Origin of the sequence: Arenibacterium halophilum, assembly GCF_005938225.1 — a bacterium.
GTDB lineage: Bacteria > Pseudomonadota > Alphaproteobacteria > Rhodobacterales > Rhodobacteraceae > Arenibacterium > Arenibacterium halophilum.
Genome location: NZ_VCPC01000003.1, coordinates 298,504 through 320,994, shown reverse-complemented (window position 1 = coordinate 320,994; position 22,491 = coordinate 298,504). Strand labels below are relative to the sequence as shown.

23 protein-coding genes are annotated in these 22,491 nt (G+C 64.2%); 16 read left to right on the top strand and 7 right to left on the bottom strand.

Annotation, left to right across the window (positions count from 1 at the left end):
• Nucleotides 1-145: 145 nt before the first annotated feature.
• Both FGK64_RS14760 and FGK64_RS14755 read right to left on the bottom strand, forming a co-directional pair.
• The gene (locus FGK64_RS14760) at nucleotides 146-1,198 is read right to left on the bottom strand and encodes a sugar phosphate isomerase/epimerase family protein (RefSeq protein WP_138864600.1); all 1,053 of its coding nucleotides are present in this window, start codon (nucleotides 1,196-1,198) and stop codon (nucleotides 146-148) included.
• A 30-nt stretch (nucleotides 1,199-1,228) separates the two neighbouring features.
• The gene (locus FGK64_RS14755; protein ID WP_138864599.1) at nucleotides 1,229-2,257 is read right to left on the bottom strand and encodes a LacI family DNA-binding transcriptional regulator; all 1,029 of its coding nucleotides are present in this window, start codon (nucleotides 2,255-2,257) and stop codon (nucleotides 1,229-1,231) included.
• 132 nt (nucleotides 2,258-2,389) lie between these two features.
• On the opposite strand from FGK64_RS14755, the gene FGK64_RS14750 reads away from it, so the two are divergent.
• The 6 genes from FGK64_RS14750 to FGK64_RS14725 all read left to right on the top strand — a co-directional run bounded on the left by FGK64_RS14750 (nucleotide 2,390) and on the right by FGK64_RS14725 (nucleotide 10,021).
• Nucleotides 2,390-3,172 carry a 2-dehydro-3-deoxygalactonokinase gene (locus FGK64_RS14750; RefSeq protein WP_138864598.1) on the top strand — a complete coding sequence of 261 codons (783 nt, stop codon included), beginning with the start codon at nucleotides 2,390-2,392 and terminating at the stop codon, nucleotides 3,170-3,172.
• Between the two features lie 6 nt (nucleotides 3,173-3,178).
• A complete protein-coding gene (locus FGK64_RS14745; RefSeq protein WP_138864597.1) occupies nucleotides 3,179-4,075 on the top strand; it encodes a LysR family transcriptional regulator in 897 nt (298 codons plus the stop codon).
• Nucleotides 4,076-4,171: 96 nt separating this feature from the next.
• The gene (locus FGK64_RS14740; RefSeq protein WP_138864596.1) at nucleotides 4,172-6,250 is read left to right on the top strand and encodes a hydantoinase/oxoprolinase family protein; all 2,079 of its coding nucleotides are present in this window, start codon (nucleotides 4,172-4,174) and stop codon (nucleotides 6,248-6,250) included.
• Nucleotides 6,251-6,252: 2 nt separating this feature from the next.
• The gene (locus FGK64_RS14735) at nucleotides 6,253-7,962 is read left to right on the top strand and encodes a hydantoinase B/oxoprolinase family protein (RefSeq protein WP_138864595.1); all 1,710 of its coding nucleotides are present in this window, start codon (nucleotides 6,253-6,255) and stop codon (nucleotides 7,960-7,962) included.
• On the top strand, nucleotides 7,962-9,170 hold the full coding sequence (locus FGK64_RS14730; protein WP_138864594.1) for an NAD(P)/FAD-dependent oxidoreductase: 1,209 nt from the start codon (nucleotides 7,962-7,964) through the stop codon (nucleotides 9,168-9,170). Before FGK64_RS14735 ends, FGK64_RS14730 begins: the two co-directional genes overlap by 1 nt.
• 20 nt (nucleotides 9,171-9,190) lie before the next feature.
• Nucleotides 9,191-10,021 carry an NAD-dependent epimerase/dehydratase family protein gene (locus FGK64_RS14725; protein WP_138864593.1) on the top strand — a complete coding sequence of 277 codons (831 nt, stop codon included), beginning with the start codon at nucleotides 9,191-9,193 and terminating at the stop codon, nucleotides 10,019-10,021.
• 18 nt (nucleotides 10,022-10,039) lie between these two features.
• Here FGK64_RS14725 and urtE read toward each other — a convergent pair whose 3' ends face one another.
• The 5 genes from urtE to urtA form a co-directional block, all read right to left on the bottom strand.
• The gene (gene urtE / locus FGK64_RS14720; protein WP_138864592.1) at nucleotides 10,040-10,735 is read right to left on the bottom strand and encodes an urea ABC transporter ATP-binding subunit UrtE; all 696 of its coding nucleotides are present in this window, start codon (nucleotides 10,733-10,735) and stop codon (nucleotides 10,040-10,042) included.
• A gap of 13 nt (nucleotides 10,736-10,748) precedes the next feature.
• Nucleotides 10,749-11,489, bottom strand: a complete 741-nt coding sequence (gene urtD, locus FGK64_RS14715) for an urea ABC transporter ATP-binding protein UrtD (protein WP_138864591.1) — start codon at nucleotides 11,487-11,489, stop codon at nucleotides 10,749-10,751.
• Nucleotides 11,486-12,715 (bottom strand): urea ABC transporter permease subunit UrtC, encoded by a 1,230-nt coding sequence (gene urtC / locus FGK64_RS14710; protein WP_138864590.1) that lies wholly within the window; start codon nucleotides 12,713-12,715, stop codon nucleotides 11,486-11,488. Before urtC ends, urtD begins: the two co-directional genes overlap by 4 nt.
• A 111-nt stretch (nucleotides 12,716-12,826) precedes the next feature.
• Complete coding sequence (gene urtB, locus FGK64_RS14705) at nucleotides 12,827-14,788, bottom strand: urea ABC transporter permease subunit UrtB (protein ID WP_138864589.1); 1,962 nt, start codon at nucleotides 14,786-14,788, stop codon at nucleotides 12,827-12,829.
• Between the two features lie 66 nt (nucleotides 14,789-14,854).
• A complete protein-coding gene (gene urtA, locus FGK64_RS14700) occupies nucleotides 14,855-16,132 on the bottom strand; it encodes an urea ABC transporter substrate-binding protein (protein WP_138864588.1) in 1,278 nt (425 codons plus the stop codon).
• A 471-nt stretch (nucleotides 16,133-16,603) separates the two neighbouring features.
• On the opposite strand from urtA, the gene FGK64_RS14695 reads away from it, so the two are divergent.
• The 10 genes from FGK64_RS14695 to ureG all read left to right on the top strand — a co-directional run bounded on the left by FGK64_RS14695 (nucleotide 16,604) and on the right by ureG (nucleotide 22,459).
• On the top strand, nucleotides 16,604-17,386 hold the full coding sequence (locus tag FGK64_RS14695; protein WP_246057781.1) for an urease accessory protein UreD: 783 nt from the start codon (nucleotides 16,604-16,606) through the stop codon (nucleotides 17,384-17,386).
• A gap of 1 nt (nucleotide 17,387) precedes the next feature.
• The gene (locus FGK64_RS14690) at nucleotides 17,388-17,690 is read left to right on the top strand and encodes an urease subunit gamma (protein WP_138864587.1); all 303 of its coding nucleotides are present in this window, start codon (nucleotides 17,388-17,390) and stop codon (nucleotides 17,688-17,690) included.
• Between the two features lie 21 nt (nucleotides 17,691-17,711).
• Nucleotides 17,712-17,894 carry a hypothetical protein gene (locus FGK64_RS14685; protein ID WP_138864586.1) on the top strand — a complete coding sequence of 61 codons (183 nt, stop codon included), beginning with the start codon at nucleotides 17,712-17,714 and terminating at the stop codon, nucleotides 17,892-17,894.
• A complete protein-coding gene (locus FGK64_RS14680) occupies nucleotides 17,891-18,196 on the top strand; it encodes an urease subunit beta (RefSeq protein WP_138864585.1) in 306 nt (101 codons plus the stop codon). The genes FGK64_RS14685 and FGK64_RS14680 overlap by 4 nt, the downstream gene beginning before the upstream one ends.
• 35 nt (nucleotides 18,197-18,231) lie before the next feature.
• Entirely contained in the window at nucleotides 18,232-18,573 is a 342-nt protein-coding gene (locus FGK64_RS14675) for an antifreeze protein (protein ID WP_246057780.1), read from the top strand.
• Between the two features lie 20 nt (nucleotides 18,574-18,593).
• The gene (gene ureC / locus FGK64_RS14670) at nucleotides 18,594-20,333 is read left to right on the top strand and encodes an urease subunit alpha (RefSeq protein ID WP_138864584.1); all 1,740 of its coding nucleotides are present in this window, start codon (nucleotides 18,594-18,596) and stop codon (nucleotides 20,331-20,333) included.
• Nucleotides 20,334-20,464: 131 nt separating this feature from the next.
• The gene (locus FGK64_RS14665; protein WP_138864583.1) at nucleotides 20,465-20,686 is read left to right on the top strand and encodes a hypothetical protein; all 222 of its coding nucleotides are present in this window, start codon (nucleotides 20,465-20,467) and stop codon (nucleotides 20,684-20,686) included.
• 22 nt (nucleotides 20,687-20,708) lie between these two features.
• Entirely contained in the window at nucleotides 20,709-21,161 is a 453-nt protein-coding gene (locus FGK64_RS14660; RefSeq protein ID WP_138864582.1) for an urease accessory protein UreE, read from the top strand.
• Between the two features lie 3 nt (nucleotides 21,162-21,164).
• Complete coding sequence (locus tag FGK64_RS14655; protein WP_138864581.1) at nucleotides 21,165-21,821, top strand: urease accessory protein UreF; 657 nt, start codon at nucleotides 21,165-21,167, stop codon at nucleotides 21,819-21,821.
• On the top strand, nucleotides 21,818-22,459 hold the full coding sequence (gene ureG / locus FGK64_RS14650) for an urease accessory protein UreG (protein WP_138864580.1): 642 nt from the start codon (nucleotides 21,818-21,820) through the stop codon (nucleotides 22,457-22,459). Before FGK64_RS14655 ends, ureG begins: the two co-directional genes overlap by 4 nt.
• Nucleotides 22,460-22,491 lie beyond the last annotated feature (32 nt).

The following is a 22,491-nucleotide window of genomic DNA, read 5'->3' as shown; positions in this document are numbered from 1 at the left end:
GGAGATATTCTCACTTCAATGAAACAAGGGCCTTCCGCGCTTCATTATTCCACAAGTACTCCGGGGGAGTCCCCAAGGGACGGGGGCAGAGCCCCCATCCGCCCGGTCCCATCGTCACAAGCCTTTCGCATGCCTAAGGCACACCCTAGAGCCCAAGCATCGCGCGATTGGCGGCTTCGTCTGCGCCACCATCCGCGAAATCGTCAAATGCGCGCTCTGTGACCCGTATGATGTGATCGGATACAAAGCGCGCGCCTTCGCGGGCTCCATCCTCGGGGTGCTTCATTGCGCATTCCCATTCCACCACGGCCCATCCATCGAAGTCGTATTGCGTCAGCTTGGAGAATACGGCGCCGAAATCCACCTGCCCGTCCCCCAGCGAGCGGAACCGCCCGGCGCGATCGATCCACGGTTGATAGCCCCCATAAACACCCTGGCGACCCGTCGGGTTCAACTCTGCGTCCTTGACGTGGAACATCCCGATCCGGTCGTGATAAATATCGATGTTGTCGAGGTAATCCATTGCCTGCAGCACGTAGTGACTTGGGTCGTACAGCATCTTGCAGCGCGCGTGCCCCGCGACGCGGTCGAGGAACATCTCGAAACTGACGCCATCATGCAGGTCTTCGCCCGGGTGGATTTCATAGCAAATATCCACCCCGTTCTCGTCTGCATGATCCAGCAGCGGACGCCAGCGCGCGGCCAATTCGTCAAAGGCGGTTTCGATCAGCCCGGCGGGGCGCTGAGGCCACGGGTAGACATAGGGCCAGGCCAGCGCGCCGGAAAACGTGGCGTGCGCGCGAATACCCATATGACGGCTCGCCGTGATGGCCTGTTTCACCTGGTCGACGGCCCAGGCCTGACGCGCCTTGGGGTTGCCGCGGACAGATGGGTCGGCAAAGCCATCGAAGGCGGCGTCATAGGCCGGATGCACCGCGACCAATTGGCCCTGCAGATGGGTCGACAGCTCGGTTACCTCAACTCCGTTTTCGGCGGCCTTTCCGGTGATTTCGTCGCAATAATCTTTGCTTGATGCAGCCAGTTTCAGATCGATCAGCCGGGCATCCCAGCTTGGCACCTGCACCCCGCGATACCCGCAGTCCGCAGCCCAGGCCGTGATACTGTCCCACGAGTTGAAGGGCGCCTCGTCTGCGGCGAACTGCGCCAGAAACAGCGCCGGACCCTTGATCGTCTTCATGTGATTGTCTCCCTTGTATCCCGGTTGCGCCTAGGGCAGATTTTCCCGCAGCACGATTTCGATCCGTATCTTTTCCTGGCTGGCAATCACATCGACCCCGTCGCACTGCGCCTTCAACACGCGGGCTGCGCTGCGCGCGATGTGGCCCGCGTTCTGATTGATCACCACGTCGATCACGCCGCTTTCCAGCGCGGCGCGCGAGTGCTGGGTCAGATCATGCGCGACCACGATCAGCTTGTCGCCAAGTCCGCGATCCTCAAGCGCCTTCGTCAGCCCGCGCATCCCCGCACCGGCGCAATAGATACCGATCACGTCGGAGTTCGAATCCAGAAACTGGCCGACGACACGCTCGGTCATCGCATGGTCGTCGCGGCCCTCCATGGTCGGCAGGACGGTCAGATTGGGAAATCCTTCCCCCATCACCCGATCAAATCCGATGCGCCGTTCGACCATGTCCCGCGCCATCATCGAGTTCACGACGATGCCAATCTTGCCCTCTCGCCCGCCTGCAAACCGTCCGGTCAGCACGGCTGCCGTGCGCCCGGCGGCCACGTTATCGATACCCACGAAATGATCACGTTCAGAATTTGGCTGATCGGTGATCAGCGCGACAACCGCGACATCTTGCGTCTTGAGCCGGCCGATCCTGTCACGCAGCACCGGGGTTTCGCTGGCCATGACAGCCACGCCATCGATTCCGGCCGCCTCGATCCGGTCAAAAGCCGCCATCAGCGCGACGGGATCGCCCACCGACACATGCATGACCTCGATGTCGCAGCGGTCCAACTGAAGAGCTGCCGTTGCTTCCAACACCGCATCGTGCAGCGCGTGCAGGAACTGACTGGTGGTATCCGGAAGCAGGAAAACAAAGCGATAGCGCCGTTGACGGGCAAGGTTGGCAGCCGACAAATCTCGCACATATCCCAGCCGCGAGACGGCGTCGCGCACCCGGGCGACGGTCTTTTCGCGCACGCCGGCGCGGTCGTTCAGTACCCTGTCCACGGTGGCAAGGCTGACCCCCGCTTCGCGCGCGATGTCATGAACGGTGGGCTTGCCCAATCGAATCTCCTCCGGGCCTCAACTTCGGGCTTCAACGCTAGTCCGGCAAAATGAGGTACGTCAATCATATCCGCACCCCGCCGCAACGAACCGCCTCTTGCCGGTGTGGACTCATCAGGGCAGATTGCCCACATGACGCACCACATCACTCCGCCGACAAGCGGCCCGGACTGGATCGCGCTGGACACGGCAAACGCCCGTGGATGGGCCATGTCCGGGCCCCGCACCCTGCACCCCCTGACCGGGGATTTTTCGCCCGAAATGCTGGCGAAGGCTTGGCCCGGCCTACCGCTTGTCGCCTGCGGCCTGCCCGACGCGCCGCTGGTACAGCTACCGGCAAAACCGCTTGATCTGCAACCAGAAAACCTTGGCAATGGCCTGTATGCCATGCCCGCTCTGTCGCAAACAACACCACCAGACCGAATGGGCGGCCCCCTGTCCGCGATCGCGGGGTTCATCGCTCATAATCCGGGATGGGACGGCGTGATTTGCCTTGCCGGGCCGGTCAGCCGTTGGGTGCTGATCTCGGCCGAAGAGATTGTCAGCACGCAACCCTTCCTGACCGGTCAATTGATGGATGCGCTGACGTCCCTGCCAGCGTTGAGCGCCCTGCCCGAAGGCGCACCCGAGGCGTTCACCAATGGGCTGAACGATGCCATGTCGCGCCCCGAACGGTTGGCGGCATGGCTGTCGGCGCTTGGGGTCTCGGGCTCGCTCTCACGCTTGCAAGGGTTGCTGATCGGCGCGGAACTGGCCGCCGCGCGGCCCTATTGGCTGGGCCAGCAGGTCGCCGTAATAGGGCCCGGAGCCGCATATGTCACCGCACTTAAGACGCAGGGCGTGCCAGTTATTCGCACCGACGAGGTGGCGATGACGCTGGCCGGGCTGCACGCCATGCGCAAGCGGATCGGCTAGCCGCCCGTGTCGATCACGCTGAAACAGATCGAGACTTTCGTGCAGGTGGCCGACCTTGGCAGCTTTCGCGCCGCGGCCGAGCGGCTGAACACCACGCAGCCGAATATCTCCAACCGCATCGCCGGGCTGGAAACCGCATTGGGCGCGCAGCTAATGGAGCGCGATGCAGGCTCGGTCCGGCTCACGCCAAAGGGGCGGCAGTTGCTGGATCACGCGCGGCAGGTGCTGGGCGCGACCGAGGCGCTGATCGAGGCGTCGGGCCAGACCGCGCTGTTCACCGGCGCGCTGCGGCTGGGCGTGACCGAGATGATCGCCCACACCTGGCTGCGCGATTTCCTGCGCGCCTTTCGCCGGGCCTATCCCAACATCAGTGTGGAGCTGACGGTCGACATGTCGGCCACGCTGGAAACCGAACTGTTTGCCCGCACCATCGACATTGCCTTCCAGAACGGCCCCTTCACCCGCCAGGCCAGCGGAACGCAGGTGATCGGGGCCTATCCTCCGGTCTGGGTCGCCAGCCCCGCGCTGAACCTGACGGCGCCGATCAGTGCGCAGGACATGGCCGCGCACCCCATCCTGACCCATGCGCGCGGCACCCGGCAACATACCGAAGTCGTTGACCATTTCCGCGCGCACGAGGTGTCGGGCCTGCGCATCGTGCCGTCGTCGAACCTGGCCGTCGGGGCGCAGATGGCGGCCAATGGCATGGGCATCGCCGCGCTTCCCCGCATCATGGTAAAGTCCGAAATCGAAAAGGGCGAGCTGGCCGAGGTGCCCTATGGCTGGCTGCCCACGGCGCTGGAATTCGCCGCGCGTTTCGATTCCGCCACCAGCCCGGCCCATGTGCGCCGCGCCGCCGAAATCGCGGCTGATGTCGCCGGGGCGGACGGGCGCACAGGATAAATTTTCTTTATCCTTTCCAGAAGATCAAAGAATTTGCCGTGATCGGCGCGCGGCCCTAGCCTGCCCGCGATCAATCAGCAAACGGACGGGCCGCACATGGGCAGCAAATCGATTCGCATGGGTGTGGACATTGGCGGCACCTTTACCGACGTGGTGCTTGAGGTTGACGGAAAACCGTTTTCCACCAAGGTCCTGACCACCTATGCCGCGCCCGAGAACGCGATTGTCGAAGGCATCCACCGGGTTTGCGCCGCCGCGCAGATCGCCCCCGGCGAGATCACCCAGATCATCCACGGCACCACGCTGGCAACCAATGCGCTGATCGAGCGGCGCGGTGCGAAAACGGCGCTGATCACCACCGAGGGCTTCCGCGACGTGATCGAGATGCGGACCGAAAGCCGGTTCGAGCAATACGACCTGAACCTGACCCTGCCCGAGCCGCTGCTGCCGCGCCAGCATCGCTATACGCTGTCCGAACGGCTGGACGCACAGGGCAACGTCCTGATCCCGCTGGAGCGCGCCGAGATCGAGGCGCTGGCCGACAGGCTGGCCCGCGCCGGGTTCGACAGTATCGCCGTGGGCCTGCTGCATTCCTACCAGAATGACGCCCACGAAAAGCTGGTGCGCGAGGTGCTGGCCGACCGGCTGCCGAACGCGATGGTGTCGCTGTCCTGCGAAGTCAGCCCGCAGATGCGCGAATACGAACGTTTCAACACCGTGGTCGCCAACGCCTATATCAAGCCGCTTATCAAAAGCTATCTGGGCCGTCTGGAACAGCGCCTGCGCGACGAGGGGCTGCAATGTCCGGTCTTCCTGATGCATTCGGGCGGGGGCATCATCTCGCTTGAGAACGCGGCGGACTTTCCGGTGCGGCTGGTCGAATCCGGCCCGGCAGGCGGGGCCGTCTTTGCTGCCGACATTGCCGCGCGGCACGGGCTGGACCGGGTGCTGAGCTTCGACATGGGCGGCACCACCGCCAAGATTTGCCTGATCCGCAACCAGACCCCGAAAACCGCCCGCGTGTTCGAAGTGGCGCGCACCTATCGGTTCAAGAAGGGCTCGGGGATGCCGATCTCGATCCCGGTGATCGACATGGTGGAAATCGGCGCGGGGGGTGGGTCGCTCGCGCATGTGGATGCGATGCGGCAAATCCGCGTCGGACCCGAAAGCGCCGGGTCGGAACCGGGGCCGGCCTGTTACGGGCGCGGCGGCGACCGCCCTGCCGTGACGGATGCCGATCTGGTGCTGGGGCGGCTGGACCCGGGCAATTTCGCGGGTGGGTCGATCGCGCTGCACCCCGATCAGTCGCGCGCTGCGCTGGACAGTGCCATCGGCACCACGCTGGATCTGGATGCCACCGGCGCGGCCTTTGGCCTGTCGGAGGTGGTCGATGAAAACATGGCCAACGCCGCCCGCGTCCATGCGGTGGAGAACGGCGAGGATCTGGCCGATTACACCATGATCGCCTTTGGCGGCGCGGCCCCGCTGCACGCCGGGCGGCTGTGCGAGAAACTGGGCGTGTCGCGCGTGCTGATCCCGCCCGGAGCGGGCGTCGGCTCGGCCATCGGGTTCCTGCGCGCGCCCTTCAGCTTCGAGGCGAACCGCAGCGTCTATACCCGCCTGTCCGACATGGAGCCGGGCCGCGTGCGTGCGCTTCTGGCCGAGCTTGAGGCCGAAGCGACCAAGTTCGTGCGCAACTGCGATGCCACGGCGCCGATCAGCGCCGAATACAAGGTGTATATGCGCTATTCCGGTCAGGGCTGGGAAATCCCGGTCGCCCTGTCGGGCGCGGATGCCGAAACGGCCAGCGCCGAGCGCTTTCAAGAGCTGTTCGAAGCCGACTACACCCAGCTGTTCGGCCGCCCGGTTGCGGGGCTCGACATTGAAATCACCGTCTGGTCGGTCAACGCCACGACCCCGCCCAACCCGGTGGACCCGGTGGCCGAGGATGCCGATAACGGCACCGTCACCGCACCCGCACATCGCGAGTTGTTCGACCCGGCGCTGGGCGAGACCGTGCAGGCGGGCATCGTGCCCCGGGCCGATCTGAACACCGGCGACACCGTCACCGGCCCCGCCGCCATCACCGAAGACGAAACCACGATCATCGTTCCCGCCAGCCGCATCGCACGGCGCCGCGCGGACGGTTGCATCGACATGCGCGCAAAGGATTGACCATGGCCAAGGCGAACACGACCGTCACCCATCAGGTGATGTGGAACCGGCTGATCTCGGTGGTCGAGGAACAGGCGCAGGCGCTGGTGCGCACAGCCTTTTCCACCAGCGTGCGCGAGGCGGGCGACTTGTCGGCCGGAGTCTATGACGCCCATGGCCGGATGCTGGCGCAGGCCGTCACCGGCACGCCGGGGCACGTCAACGCCATGGCCGACGCGGTGGGGCACTTCATCCGCCGGATCGGGCGACAGAACATGTTTGAAGGTGACGTTTACATCACCAACGATCCGTGGGAGGGCACCGGCCACCTGCATGACATCACCGTGGTCACGCCGTCGTTCTTCAACGGCGCTCTGGTCGGGTTCTTCGCCTGCACCGCCCATGTGGTTGACGTGGGCGGGCGTGGGTTCGGGGCCGATGCGAATTCGGTCTACGAGGAAGGGCTGTACCTGCCGATCATGAAATTCGCGGAACGGGGCGAGGTCGATCAGACCCTGCTGCGGATCGTGCGCGGCAACGTGCGCGAACCCGATCAGCTGGTCGGCGACATGTACGCGCTGGCCGCCTGCAACGAAACCGGGCACCGGCGGCTGATCGACATGATGCGCGAATTCGCCCTTACCGATCTGGAAGGCATCGCCGAATTCATACTCGACAACTCGCGTCGGGCGACGCTGGAACGCATCGCGGCCCTGCCCCGACAAGAGGCCAGCGGCGAGATGGTGATCGACGGCTACTCCAAGCCGATCACCCTGTGCGTCCAACTGAAGATCGAGGAAGACCGCATTCTCTGTGATTTCCAGGGCACCTCGGGGACCGACCCCAAGGGCATCAACGTGCCTCTGGTCTATACCAAGGCCTATGCCTGCTATGCGCTGAAATGCGCTATCGCGCCCGAGATCCCGAACAACGCCGCCTCGCTTGCTCCGTTTGAAATCACCGCGCCGGAGCATTCCATCGTGAACGCGGTGCATCCCGCCCCGGTCGCGCTGCGCCACGTGATCGGCCACATGATCCCCGATACGGTTTATGATGCGCTTGATAAGATCCTGCCCGAAACCGTCCCGGCCGAAGGCGCCGGATGCCTGTGCAACTTTCAGGTCTCGTTGCGGCCCGCATCGCAGGCGGCGCGCGCGGCAGGGGCACGACGCGCCGAAGTGCTGACGTTCAATTCCGGTGGTTCGGGCGCGCGGCCCGGGCTGGACGGGATGAACGCCACGGCCTTCCCGTCGGGCGTGATGACCATGCCGGTCGAGGCGACCGAGCAGGTCGGCCCCGTCATCATCTGGCGCAAAGAGCTGCGGCCCGATTCCGGCGGCATCGGCACCTATCGCGGCGGGTTGGGCCAATACATGGAGGTCGGGGCCACCACGGGCCACGAATTCGACATCTCGGCCATGTTCGACCGGGTGAACCACCCCGCGCGCGGACGGAACGGCGGCGGCGATGGCGCGCCGACCGAAATCGCGCTGGACGATGGCACCGCGCTGCGTGGCAAGGGCCGCCAGTTCGTGCCCGAAGGCCGCCGCGTGGTCATGGCCTTCCCCGGTGGCGCGGGCTATGGCGCGCCTGCCGGGCGCGACCCCGATCTGGTGCGCCGCGACCTAGCGCGCGGCTATATCACGCCCGAGTCGGCCGCCGCCGACTATGGCCTTGCGCAGGAAGAGATTTCGGCGATCCTTGCCGGTGTTGAAGACGGGAACATCGCGTGATGGCAGCAAAATACAGCGATCCGAAATACGATAGCTATGACGTGGTGATTGTCGGCGGGGCCATGTACGGCTCGGCCGTGGCGTGGTGGCTGACCCGAATGCCCGGCTTTGACGGCCGGGTCTTGGTCGTAGAACGCGACCCGAGCTACGAATTCGCCTCGACCTCGCACACCAACAGCTGCATCCGCCAGCAATACAGCACCGAGATCAACGTTCGCGTGTCACAGTTCGGGGCAGAGTTCATCCGCAACTTTCGCGACTTCATGGGCGGAGACGAACGGGTGCCGACGCTGACGCTGCAAAGCTTCGGCTACCTCTACCTGTCGGACACGCCCGAGTTCAGCGCCGCCTTGCAGGCCGCGCAAAAGTTGCAGGCCGAATGTGGTGCCGCCACACGCCACCTCAGCCCCGCCGAGATTGCCGAGGCATATCCGTTCTACAACCTCGACGGCATCCTTGGCGGCAACCACAACCTTGTGAACGAAGGCTATTTCGACGGCGGCACAATGTTCGACTGGTTCAAGCGCATGGCGCGCGAGAACGGTGTGGAATACATCGCCAACGAAGTGGTCGCCATGACGCGCGACGGCGGCAGGATCACCCATGCCACCTTGTCCAACGGCACCCGCGTGGCGCTGGGGCAGGTCGTCAACGCCTCTGGCCCGCGCGCCAGCCTGACCGCCGACATGGCCGGGCTGACGCTGCCCGTCGAGCCGCGCAAGCGGTTCACCTATATCTTCGAGGCCGCCCAGCCGCTGGACCGCGACCTGCCGCTGACGATCGACCCCTCGGGCGTGCACATGCGCACCGACGGGCGCTATTACATGGCCGGCTGCCCGCCCGACGTGGACGGCCCCGTCGATTACACCGATTTCGTGGATCACCACGAGCTGTGGGAGGACAAGGTCTGGCCCGCGCTTGCCAACCGTGTGCCGGCCTTTGAATCGATCCGGCTGATCAATTCATGGGTCGGTCATTACGCCTATAACACGCTGGATCAGAACGCGATTGTCGGCCCCCATCCCGAGGTCGGCAACTTCTTCTTCGTCAACGGGTTCTCGGGCCACGGGTTGCAGCAAAGCCCCGCCATCGGGCGCGGCATGGCCGAGCTGCTGACCCACGGCGCCTATCGCACCCTTGACCTGAGCCCCTTCGCCTATGACAGGGTGCCGGCAAACCGGCCGCTTGTCGAGACGGCGGTGATCTGACGCAATCGAAAGGACAGACCATGAAAAAGATCGTACTGACCGGCGCCGCCGGCGCGCTGGGCCACCAACTGCGGGCACCGCTGGCCGCGATGGCGGATCAGCTGGTCTCGACCGACCTGGCCGACGCGGTCGAGGGGCTGGCGGGCAATGAAACCTACGTCAAGGCCGACCTGGGCGATGCCGCGGCGGTGATGGACCTGCTGGAGGGCGCCGAGATGGTCGTGCACTTCGGCGCCATTGGCGACGAGGCCCCGTTCGAGCAGATCCTGCATTCCAACTTCCTTGGCGCCTACAACGTCTGGAACGCCGCGCAGAAACACGGCGTGCGCCGGATCGTCTATGCCAGCTCGATCCACGCGATGGGGATGTATCCGAAAACAACCCGCATCGACACCAAGATGCCGCACCGGCCCGACACCTTCTATGGCCTGTCCAAGTGCTTTGCCGAGGATATGGCGAGCATGTACTGGGACAAATACGGGATCGAGGCGGTGTGCCTGCGCATCTATTCCGCCTCGGGCCCGGTGGGGAATGCCCGCGCGCTGGGGTCGTGGCTTAGCTACGATGACCTGATCCAGCTGGTGCAGCGGTCCATCGACACGCCGATCACCGGATTCACCGTGGTCTATGGGGTGTCGAACAACGATCGCAGCCCGGTCGACAATTCGGCCGCGTCCTTTCTGGGCTACCGCCCCAAGGACAACGCCGAGGATTTCGCCGAGGCGATCCTGGCCCAGACACCGCAGGCCGATCCGCAGGACAAGGCCCAGATGTGCCACGGCGGCCCCTTCGCCACTGTGCCGCTGGGCGAAAGCGGCGTGGCCTACATCAAGAAGATGAGCGTCAGCTGAGGCGCCTCGCAGGCGACCTTAGACCGAGGTGGCCTGCAACAGATCGTCCCGCGTCAGCGTGTCATGCGTGCCCGAGGCCGTCACCGCCCCGCGCCGCAGCACCACGAAGCGGTCGGCCAGATCATAGGCAAAATCGAAATACTGCTCGACCAGCACGATGGCCATGTCGCCCCGGCTGCGCAGCAGGCGGATGACCTCTCCGATCTGCTGGATGATGTTGGGCTGGATGCCCTCGGTCGGCTCGTCCAGCAACAACAGCTTGGGCCGCGTCAGCAGCGCCCGCGCAATCGCCAGCTGCTGCTGCTGCCCGCCCGACAGATCGCCCCCGCGCCGGTGCAGGAACTGCTTCAAAATCGGGAACAGCTCGTAAATCTCGTCCGGGATGCCATGTTCGGATCGCGGCAGGCAGGCAAAGGCGGTTTCCATGTTCTCGCGCACGGTCAGCAGCGGAAAGATCATCCGCCCCTGCGGCACATAGCCGATGCCCTTGCGCGCCAGCACATGCGCGGGAAGCCGGCCAATCGGCTCTCCATCCAGCGTGATGTCGCCGCCGCTGCGCGCATGGGTGCCCGACAGCGCCTTCAACAGCGATGTCTTGCCCACGCCGTTGGTGCCCATGATGCAGGTCACCTGCCCCGCCTCGGCCTGCATCGACACGTCGTGCAGGATTTGCGAGCCGCCATAGTGCAGCGTCAGGTTCTCGACTGTCAGCATCGCCCGTTCCCCTTCAGCGCCCAAGGTAGACATCGATCACCTGCTGGTTGGCGGTGACGTGATCCAGACTGCCCTCGGCCAGAACCGCGCCCTCGTGCAGCACGGTCACCTTGCAGTTCAGACGGCGCACGAATTCCATGTCATGCTCCACCACCACCACGGCGCGGGTTTTCGCCGCCTCGACCAGCAGCGCGGTGGTATGCTCGCGCTCTTCATGCGTCATGCCCGCTGCCGGTTCATCCACCAGCAACAACCGTGGCTCCTGCGCCAGCAGCATTCCGATTTCCAGCCATTGCTTCTGCCCATGGCTCAGCTCGCCCGACTTGCGCGAAAGCTGATCCGACAGTCCGATCTCGGCGGCCAGTTCATGCACCCGTTCGGCATCCGCGCGCGCGGGACGGTACCAGAGAACGGCAAGCGGGCCGCGCGGCTTGCGCAGGGCCATCGCCAGGTTGTCGAACACGCTCTGATCCTCGAACACGGTGGGGCGCTGAAACTTGCGCCCGATCCCGGCCTGCGCGATCTTCGCCTCGGACATGCGAGTCAGCGATTGCGATTTTTCGCCCCACAGCACGCGGCCCTCGTCGGGGCGTGTCTTGCCGGTGACGATATCCATGAAGGTGGTCTTGCCCGCGCCGTTCGGGCCGATGATCGCGCGCATCTCGGCCGGGCCGATCTGGAACGACAGGTTGTTGATCGCGCGGAAGCCGTCAAAGGTGACCGACACGCCCGACACTTCCAGAAGCGTGCTCATTTGCGGCCCTCCTCTTCCATCAGCGCGCCCTGATCGGGGCCGTAATCGGCGCCATGGCGGTTGGGTGCCAGACGGCCCGTCACAAGATCGACCAGCCCGCCGATGCCCTTGGGCGCGAACAGCGTGACCAGCACGAAGGACAGCCCCAGAATGACCTGCCACCATTCGACCCAGTCGACGCGATAGCCCAGCAGATTGACCGACGGCACCTGCCCGCCGGTGAACCACGTCGAAATCAGCGACACGAAGGCCGCCCCGATCACCGCGCCATACAGCCGCCCGCGACCGCCGATGGCGACCCAGACCGCAAGGTAGATCGACGCGATAGGCGCGACCTCGGCCGGGTTGATGATGCCCGCCTGCGGGTAGTACAGCGCGCCCGCGATGCCCGCCAGAACCGCTGTCAGCACGAAGACGAACAGCTTGAACGCCTCGACCGGGTATCCAAGAAAGCGCACGCGCGCCTCGTCGTCGCGGATGCCGCGAATGACCGAGCCGAACTTGCCCGACACGACCCAGGACGCCAGCATGTACCCCAGCCCCAGTGCCAGCGCCGAAGCCCAAAAGAACCACAACGACACCACCGACTGCGGCGCGCTGACGCCGGGCAGGTTCTGCAACCCCGACAGCCCGTTGTTGCCGCGCAGGCCGGAATCGTTCTGGAACAGATACAGCGCCAGCGCCAGCGTCATCGCCTGCGTCAGGATCGACAGGTAGACCCCCGTCACCCGGCTGCGAAACGCCAGCCAGCCGAACACCAGCGCCAGCAGCCCCGGCACCAGCACCACCAGCGCCAGTTGCAGCACCAGGCTGTCGGCAAAGGCCCAGACCAGCGGAAACTCCGAACTGCCGACCACCCCGAAAATTTGCGTGCCGATGGCGTCCACCACCTCTTGTTCCGTCGGCGGGATCGGCGCATTCGCCAGCGAGGTGATGACGATGTCGCGGGTGCGCTCGTACATCAGCCACATCCCGACCATATAGCCGCCCAGCCCAAAGAAGGCGAAATGCCCAAGGCTCAGGATGCCGGTGTAGCCCCAGATCAAATCCATCGCGACGGCGATCAGGCACAGGCACAGCGTCTTGCCCAGCGTCTTGATGAAGCTCGTGGAAATCGCCCCGTTCCCGGCCCCGTCCGACAGCGCGGTGACTCCCAGCGTGAACAGCAACAGCACCGCAAGGAAGATCACGACCGACGGGTTGCGCACGAAATAACTGGTTCTCATGCGTTCGGCCTTTCGCCTGCCCGCGCGCCACCGTCAAAAGACAGCAGGGCCAATGCGGGGCGTGGGGCGCGGTTGATGTTGGCGGGCTGGGGGAGCCTTAGGGTCATGGCGTCAATCTCCGGCGGCGCGGCCCTTGAGGGCGATGATGCCCCTTGGCCGGAACTGGATGAAGATGATGATGAACACGATCATGTAGGTCTGCGCGGCCAGCGTGTTGGACGGGTTCAGCCACTCGACCCCTTTCTGGAAGAAGCCGATCATCGTCGCCCCCGCCAGCGTGCCCCAGATGTTGCCGACGCCGCCCACGACCACCGTCATGAAGGACTGCACGATGTAATCCTGCCCCAGCTCGGATGTGACCTTGGCGAACAGCCCGATGGCCACCCCCGCGATCCCCGCGATGCCCGAGCCCAGCCCGAAGGTCAGCATGTTCACCCGGTCGGGGTTGATCCCCATGCTGGCGGCCATGCGCGGGTTCTGCGTCACCGCGCGGGTTTCCAGACCCAGCCGCGTGCGTTTCATGATGAACAGGAACAGCGCCAGGAAGATCAGCGCCAGCACGAAGATCGCGATGCGGATATAGCTGATCGACACCACGTCGTTCAGCGTCCACGCGCCATCAAGCCACGCGGGCGAAGTCAGCGGGCGGGCCTGGGTGCCAAAGATGTTCTTGGCGATCTGTTGCAACGCGATGGAAATGCCGAAAGTCGCCAGCAGCGTCTCCAGCGGCCGATCGTACAGCCAGCGGATCACCAGCCGCTCCATTGCCACCCCGGCGGCAAAGGTCACCGCAAAGGCCAGCGGCAGCGACACAAGGATCGAGGCGGTGTAGTTCGGGATGATCTGCTGCACCACATAACCGGTATAGGCGCCCATCATGATGAATTCGCCATGCGCCATGTTGATCACGCCCATCACGCCAAAGGTGATGGCCAGCCCGATCGCGGCAAGAAAGAAGATCGACGCCAGCGACAGCGCATCCAGCGTCAGGTCGAACGCCTGCGACATGTGAACATTGCGCTGGGTGCGGTTCATCGCGGCGCGGGCCGCATCGGTCACGGCTTTGGACGGCTCGGCGTAGACCTCGTAGAAACTGTGGCGCGCAAGGGCGGCCTCCACCTCGGCCTCGCGGACAAAGGCGGGGACGGTTCCCGCCTCGGCCAGCGCGGCATAGGCGGTTTCGCGCGCCGCCATGTCGCTGAGACGCCCCACCGGAACGCCGCCGACACGGCCATCGGTGATGTTCTCGGCCAGCGCGGCGCGCATCGCCTCGGGCGAAATCCTCGCGGGGGCCAGCCCTTCGGCCACCAGCATCTCGTAAGCCGCATCGCGGGGCAGCGCGGCGCTGCCCGGTTTCAGGGTACGCGCCACATTGCGGTCGGCGGGCACGGCGCCCTCGGACACCTGCGGCGACACCGCCAGCAGCGGGTTCAGCGTCGAGCGTGCATCAAGCGAGATATTGCCTGCGATATCCTCAATCGCCGCGATCCGCGCGGCTTCGTCGTCGTCAAAGGAAACCGTCAGCAGGTTTTCCAGCCGCTCTTTCGTCGCGCGGATGCCTGCGTCTGTTTCGGATTCAATGGAATTGCGCAGCGGTTGAAGGTGCGAAGCTTCGGCATTGCGCTGGATCGCCTGAAGCGCGTCCAGTCGGCGCTGGGGGTTCGGGTCGCTCAGCTGGAACTGCACCAGAGCAACGCCCAGCAGGGCGCGAATGCCGCTGTTCGGCTTGATCTGGGAAAACTCGTCGTCCGGCGCGGTGCCAAGGTCATCGCCGCTGTCGAAATCGAAAATTCGCAGCGTGTCGCGGTCCACCTCTTCCGCCCAGAAGAACAGCCCGTCGCTGTCGCGTTGCCACATGGCGCGGGCCTGCCATTTTTGCAGAACCGTCTGCGCCTGCTCCAGCCCGCTGGCTGCGATGGCGTCGATCGCCGGGCCGATGGTGCGGCGCGAGGATTTGACGATGGTGTCGGCGTGCTGTTGCAGCAGGGCCTGCATCGGCGCGTCCTGGGCCGTTGACCCGGTTGCCTGGACAGCAAGAAAGAGCGCGGTGAAAACCGCCAGTATCAGCCGCATGACTATCATCTGCCCCCGGTGGGATGGCGAGAGGGGGCGCACCCCCTCTCGTTTTCATCGTTCAGATCAGTAGTTCGACTGGATCTGCACGCAGGTCTTGGTTTCGGTGTTGTACATACCACATTCCAGTTCCTGCCAATCGGCTTCCAGAACCGCCGATTCCGGCAGGAAGTCGGTCCATGCATCGCCGGCGACTTCTTCAGTCTGGCTGATGATGTCGAACTGGCCGTCTTCCATGATCTCGCCAATCAGAACCGGCTTGGTCAGGTGGTGGTTCGGCAGCATCTTGGCGGTGCCGCCGGTCAGGTTCGGAACTTCGATGCCGTACATCGCTTCGCGGACCGGGTCCACATCGGTGGTGCCAGCCGCTTCGACTGCCTTGACCCACATGTTGAAGCCGATCACATGCGCTTCCATCGGGTCGTTGGTCACACGGTCTTCACCGGCAAAGGCCTTCCACTTTTCAATGAACTCGGCGTTCACGTCGGTATCGGCCGACTGGAAGTAGTTCCATGCCGCCAGGTGTCCGACCAGGTTCGCGGTGTCGAGGCCAGACAACTCTTCTTCACCGACCGAGAAGGCCACGACCGGAATGTCATCGGCCGAAACGCCTGCTGCCGCCAGTTCCTTGTAGAAGCCGATATTGGCATCGCCGTTGATGGTGGAAATCACGCCGACTTTCTTGCCGTCCGCGCCCAGCGCGACCACGTCGGCCACGATCTTGGACCAGTCGGAATGACCAAACGGCGTGTAGTTGACGAAGATATCCTCTTCCGCGATGCCCTTGTCCTTCAGGTAGGCTTCGAGAATGTTGTTGGTCGTGCGCGGATACACATAGTCGGTGCCCAGCAGCGCGAATTTCTCGACACCCAGTTCCTCAAGGAAATAGTCGGTCGCCGGGATGGCCTGCTGGTTCGGCGCCGCACCCGTGTAGAACACGTTCTTCGAGCTTTCTTCGCCTTCATATTGCACCGGATAGAACAGCAGGCCGTTCAGTTCCTCGATCACCGGCAGAACCGATTTGCGGCTGACCGATGTCCAGCAGCCGAACATCACGTCGACACCTTCAACGGAAATCAGCTCACGCGCCTTTTCGGCGAAGAGCGGCCAGTCAGAGGCCGGATCGACCACAACCGCTTCCAGCTGCTTGCCCAGCACGCCACCCTTGGCGTTCTGTTCGTCGATCAGCATCAGCATCGTGTCTTTCAGCGTGGTTTCCGAAATCGCCATCGTGCCCGACAGCGAGTGCAGAACGCCCACCTTGATCGTTTCCTGCGCCCAAAGCGGCAGCGCGGACAGACCCAGCGCCACGGTTCCGGCCATCGCGGATTTAAAGAATGTCATGAATATCCTCCTGCGCAGAGGCCAGCGCGAATGCTTGCAAATTGCACGCATTCACCTATCTGTCCCCTCGCAACCTAGTCGTTGCACCCGTGTGATGCCCTGATCCGATGTCCAGTCGCGGGGCGTCACACACCCGGTTTCTTCTTGTCTGGCCCCCGTTGCGGGTGCCGTTCGGGCGCCCTCAGCAAGACCGCCGGATGGCAGTCGGGCAATCTAGAGGGCGCAGGAACCGGCCAAAATCCAACCCGAGCGATTAATTGTTGTGCACGTCGCGGCCATATGATGAATTTTTATGCGTCGCGCGCTGCGGAAAGCGCCAATCCCTCGATTCCCGCGCCAAAATACATAACATCCGAGTCGGGCTCCGTAACGGGCGGACCAGATTGCCAGGGGGCTGCCATAACTATTTCCGCGACACTTCACCCTGTGGGCGACGCGCAGCGTCAGCCGCGCGCCGTTGGACATGCGCGGGTGGCGTCGAAGTCACGCGGGCAGGCTTCGGTTCTGGGCGACCTCTATCAGGCGGGCGCATCAAAGGTGGTGCTACCGCGATCGCGCCCCGGCGCGCTGGATGCGGTACTGCTGAACACTGCGGGCGGCATCACCGGCGGTGACCGGTTCGACATCACGGCAATCGCAGGTGCGGGCAGCACGCTGACCATGACCACGCAGGCGGCCGAGCGTATCTATCGCGCCCAGCCCGACGAGGCGGCCCGCGTCTCGACCCGGATCGAGGTGGCGCAAGGCGCGCGGCTGAACTGGCTGCCGCAGGAAACCATCCTGTTCGATGGCTCGGCCCTGCGTCGCCGATTGACCGCCGATCTGACGGGCGATGCCAGCCTGCTGCTGGTCGAACCGCTGGTTTTCGGCCGCGCCCTGATGGGAGAACGGGTGAACCATGCCCAGTTTCACGACAGATACGAGATTCGCCGCAACGGCGCGCTGATCTTTGCCGATGCGATCCGCCTCATCGGCGATATTCACGCGCAAATGGCGCTGAAACACACCGGAAACGGCGCGGGCGCCATGGCCAGCCTGCTGTTTGCCAGCCCCGATGCCGAGCGCTTCCTTGACCCGCTGCGCCGCGCCCTTCCTGAACCCAACGACGCGGCCGTGGGCGGCGTCAGCCTGATCCGAGACGGCGTGCTGTTCCTGCGCCTGCTCGCCCCCGACAGCTATGGCCTGCGCCGCCGGTTGATTCCGGCCATGGAACGGCTTTTGAATGGGCCAATCCCACGAACATGGACGATCTGACATGCAACTGACCCCCCGAGAAAAAGACAAGCTGCTGGTGGCCATGGCCGCCGAAGTCGCGCGCAAGCGGCTGGAGCGCGGCGTCAAGCTGAACCACCCCGAGGCGATTGCCCTGATCACCGATGCCGTGGTCGAAGGCGCGCGCGATGGGCGTTCGGTGGCGGAAATGATGGAGGCCGGCGCCCGCGTGATCACCCGCGAACAATGCATGGAAGGCATCGCCGAAATGATCCACGACGTTCAGGTCGAAGCCACCTTTCCCGACGGCACCAAGCTGGTAACCGTTCACAACCCGATCCGCTGATTGTTTCACCGAAGGACCCGCATGACACACGCATTCCGCCTTGCCGCAGCCCTGACACCGCTGGCAGCCCTGCCTGCGCAGGCCCACGACGGCGCCCATATCCACCCCCACCACGGCGGTGAATTTCTGATGATCAGCGCCGCGCTGGCAATAATCGCCGTCGCCGGCACGCTGGCCTGGTATCGCAACCGGGGCGACAAATGATCCCCGGAGAGCTGTTTCCCGCCGAAGGCGATCTGATTCTGAACGATGACCGCACGGCGATCACGCTGCAGGTGGCAAATACCGGCGACCGCCCGGTGCAGGTGGGATCGCATTATCACTTTGCCGAAACCAATCCTGCGCTAGATTTCGATCGTGACGCCGCGCGGGGGATGCGGCTGGACATCGCCGCCGGCACCGCCGTTCGCTTTGAACCCGGACAACGCCGCGACGTTCAGCTGATCCCGATGTCCGGCGGTCGCAGGATCTATGGCTTCAATCAATCGGTGATGGGGGCCTTGTAGCGCCACCACGGCGCATTGCCCCAAGGAGCACGACAATGTTCATGAATACCCGGTTTCTGAGTACCCTGATCGACCAGCAGATGCAGATGCTCAACAGCATGTCAGCCGTTGCCACGCTTGCCGTCGAGGCGCAAACCGTCGTCGGCTTTCGCATGATGGGTCTGGCCGGATTGTGGTCGGTCACCAAGTCGGAAAACCGACGGATGGTTGACGAAAAGTTCCCGGCCTTTGCCGAATCCGCTATGTCGGCCCTGTTCGCCGGTGTGCGTGGCATGCCGCCCGCCGCCGTGATGCAGGCCGCCGTCAAGCCCTTGCGCAAACGCACCCGTTCCAACTCGCGCCGCCTTGCCCGCCGGGGCCCGCGCCTTCACGTCTAGGCCCCACCGAAGGAGAGCCCATGCCCGCCACGATTTCCCGCGCCGATTATGCCGCCATGTTCGGCCCCACTACTGGCGACAAGCTGCGCCTTGCCGATACCGACCTGATTATCGAGGTCGAAAGCGACCTGACCGCCGAAGCCGCAGGAACCGGCAACGCGCCGGTTTACGGCGAAGAGGTCAAGTTCGGCGGCGGCAAGGTGATCCGCGATGGCATGGGCCAGTCGCAGGTGACGCGGGCTCAGGGCGCGGTGGACACCGTCATCACCAACGCGCTGATCGTCGACCACACGGGCATCTACAAGGCCGATATCGGGTTGAAAGACGGGCGCATCCACAAGATCGGCAAGGCCGGCAACCCCGACACCCAGCCCGGCGTGAACATCATCGTCGGGCCGGGAACCGAGGCGATCGCGGGCGAGGGCCGCATCCTGACGGCAGGCGGGTTCGACAGCCACATCCACTTCATCTGCCCGCAACAGATTGAAGATGCGTTGCATTCCGGCCTGACCACGATGTTGGGCGGCGGGACCGGCCCGGCACACGGCACACTGGCGACCACCTGCACACCCGGGCCCTGGCACATTGCCCGGATGCTTCAGGCCGCCGATGCCTTCCCGATGAACCTGGCGTTTGCGGGCAAGGGCAACGCCTCGCTGCCCGGCGCGCTCGAGGAACAGATCAGGGGTGGCGCCTGCGCGCTGAAGCTGCACGAGGACTGGGGCACCACCCCTGCCGCCATCGACTGCTGCCTTGGGGTGGCCGATGCGATGGACGTGCAGGTGATGATCCACACCGACACTCTGAACGAATCGGGCTTTGTCGAACATACGCTGAAGGCGATGAAGGGCCGCACCATCCACGCCTTTCACACCGAGGGCGCGGGCGGCGGACACGCCCCCGACATCATCCGCATCTGCGGCGAACAGCATGTTCTGCCGTCGTCCACCAACCCGACCCGGCCGTTCACGGTGAACACGCTGGAAGAACACCTCGACATGCTGATGGTGTGCCACCACCTTGATAAGTCGATCCCCGAGGATGTCGCCTTTGCCGAGAGCCGGATCCGGCGCGAAACCATCGCGGCCGAGGATATCCTGCACGACATGGGCGCGTTTTCGATCATCGCCAGCGACAGCCAGGCCATGGGCCGCGTGGGCGAGGTGCTGATCCGAACCTGGCAGACCGCCGACAAGATGAAGAAACAGCGCGGCCGCCTGCCCGATGAACGGGGCGACAACGACAACTTCCGCGTCCGCCGCTATATCGCGAAATACACGATCAACCCGGCCATTGCCCACGGCATCAGCGGCGAAATCGGCAGCATCGAAGAAGGCAAACGCGCCGATCTGGTGCTGTGGAACCCGGCGTTTTTCGGGGTGAAACCGGAAATGGTGCTGATGTCGGGCACCATCGTCTGTGCCCAGATGGGCGATCCGAACGCCTCGATCCCGACGCCGCAACCCGTTTATTCGCGGCCCATGTTCGGCGCCTTTGGCCGATCGGTCGAGCATTCGGCGGTGACGTTCGTGTCCGAGGCGGCGCAGGCTGATGGGCTGCGCGACAAGCTGGGGCTTGCCAAACAGACAGTCGCCGTCGCCAACACGCGCCACATCGGAAAATCTGACCTGATCCATAACAGCGCGACACCGCATATCGAAGTGAACCCGGAAACCTACGAGGTGCGTGCCGATGGCGAGTTGCTGACCTGCGAACCGGCACAGGTTCTGCCGATGGCGCAGCGATATTTCATGTTTTAAGTCAATAAAGCTGCCCTAGTATTGCTGCAAGTGCATAACAACCATGCCGCATCTGCATTGGCCATCCGGGGCACATCGGTCTATCTTCAAACCAAGGGAGGAAACACTCGTGTCACTGAATGAGGTTTCCAATGGCAACTGTCGCAACCGCAACCCCCACCTCGGGCGTTCGCACATCGTTTCAATCGTTCCGCGCATCGCTGGCAACCGCGTTTGCCGCCTATCTGGAACGCCGGACCCGCACGGACGAAATCGAGCGCCTGAATGCGCTGTCCGACAAAGAGCTGTCCAAGATGGGTCTGCGCCGCGAAGATATCGCACGCCACGTGTTCCGCGACCTGTTCTACATCTGACTTCAGCGCTAGCGAGGCTGGTATGAGCGATCTGCCCGCCGCACGGACGCTACACCGCGCCTCTGGCTGGAGCGGCTCCGCCCTGGCCTGCACACTTGGCTACGATGACAGGTTTCTGCGCCGCAAGGTGCTGACCACCGACGCCGGCCTGCGCTTTCTTGTCGATCTGGAGCATACGGAATCCTTGGATCAGGGGGATGCACTGGAATTAGGCGACGGGCGGCTGATCGAAATCCGCGCGGCCGACGAGGCCCTGACCGAGGTCACAGGCCCCGATCTGGTGCGGCTGGCCTGGCATGTCGGCAACCGTCACACGCCCTGCCAGATCGAACCGGCGCGCCTGCTGATTCAGCGCAACCACGTGATGGCCGATATGCTGACACGGCTGGGCGCGTCGCTGCGCGACGTGACCGAGCCGTTCACCCCGGAAGGCGGCGCTTACGGGCATGGGCGCACCCATAGCCACGCGCATTAACCGGTGACCGCGCCCGATCCGCATTCTGCCGCGCTGACGCTGGCGCAATGGCTGTCACCCGCCTTTCCCATCGGCGCGTTCAGCTATAGCCATGGGCTGGAATATCTGACCAGCACTGGCGTGGTCGGCGATGCCGACAGCTTTCTTGAATGGGCGCGGCAAATACTGCAGCACGGCGCTGGGCGGAATGACACCCTGCTTCTGGCGGCCGCCTATCGTGCGGCTTCGGATGCAGCACTGGCAGAGATTGACGCGCTGGCCGCCGCGCTTGCGGCGTCTCGCGAACGGGTCGTCGAGTTGGAGGACCAGGGCCGCGCCTTTGTCGATACGGTGAATGCCGTCTGGCGTTTGGATTTGCCGCCGCTGACCTATCCGGTGGCTGTAGGGGCCACCGCCGCGCGATGCGATTTGCCTATTGATCTGACCGCGCGCATGTATCTGCACGCCCTAGCTACATCAATCACCTCCGCGGCGATGCGACTGGCGCCGATTGGTCAGATCGCGGGGCAACGCTGTATTCTGGCGCTTCGGTCAATATGCGATGACGTCTGCGCGCAGGCCTTGGCTGCTGATCTTGACGCCCTGGGGTCTTCTGTTTTTCTTGGCGACATCGCGTCGATGGCCCACGAAACCCAATATTCAAGGATGTTCAGAACATGACCACTCCAAATGGCCCCCTTCGAATTGGTATCGGCGGCCCTGTCGGCGCCGGGAAAACCACGCTGACCGCGGCGCTTTGCGCCGGATTGCGCAATCATTTCTCGCTCGGCGTCATCACCAATGACATTTACACGCAAGAAGACGCCGAAGCCTTGATGCGACTGCAGGTGCTGCCCCAAGACCGGATCATAGGGGTCGAAACCGGGGGGTGCCCGCATACGGCGATCCGCGAGGATGCCTCGATCAACCTTGCAGCTGTCGCCCGGATGCGCGACCGCCACCCCGAGGTCGAGATTGTTCTGATCGAATCCGGCGGCGACAATCTGTCGGCAACGTTTTCGCCCGAACTGGCCGACCTGACGATCTATGTGATCGACGTGGCCGCAGGCGAAGAGATCCCGCGAAAAGGTGGCCCGGCGATCACCAAATCGGACATTCTTGTGATCAACAAAACCGATCTGGCACCGCATGTGGGCGCCTCTCTTGACGTGATGGAACGTGACGCGCGGCGCATGCGCGGCGATCGTCCGTTTCATTTCACGGCGCTCCGACACGGCACCGGGCTTGCTCCGGTGATCGACCGGATCTGCGAGATCGGCGGCCTGGCCATGATATCGGCCCAGGAGGCTTCGGCCTAGGCCACTCAGAAGCACGGAAACCTGCGGCTGGT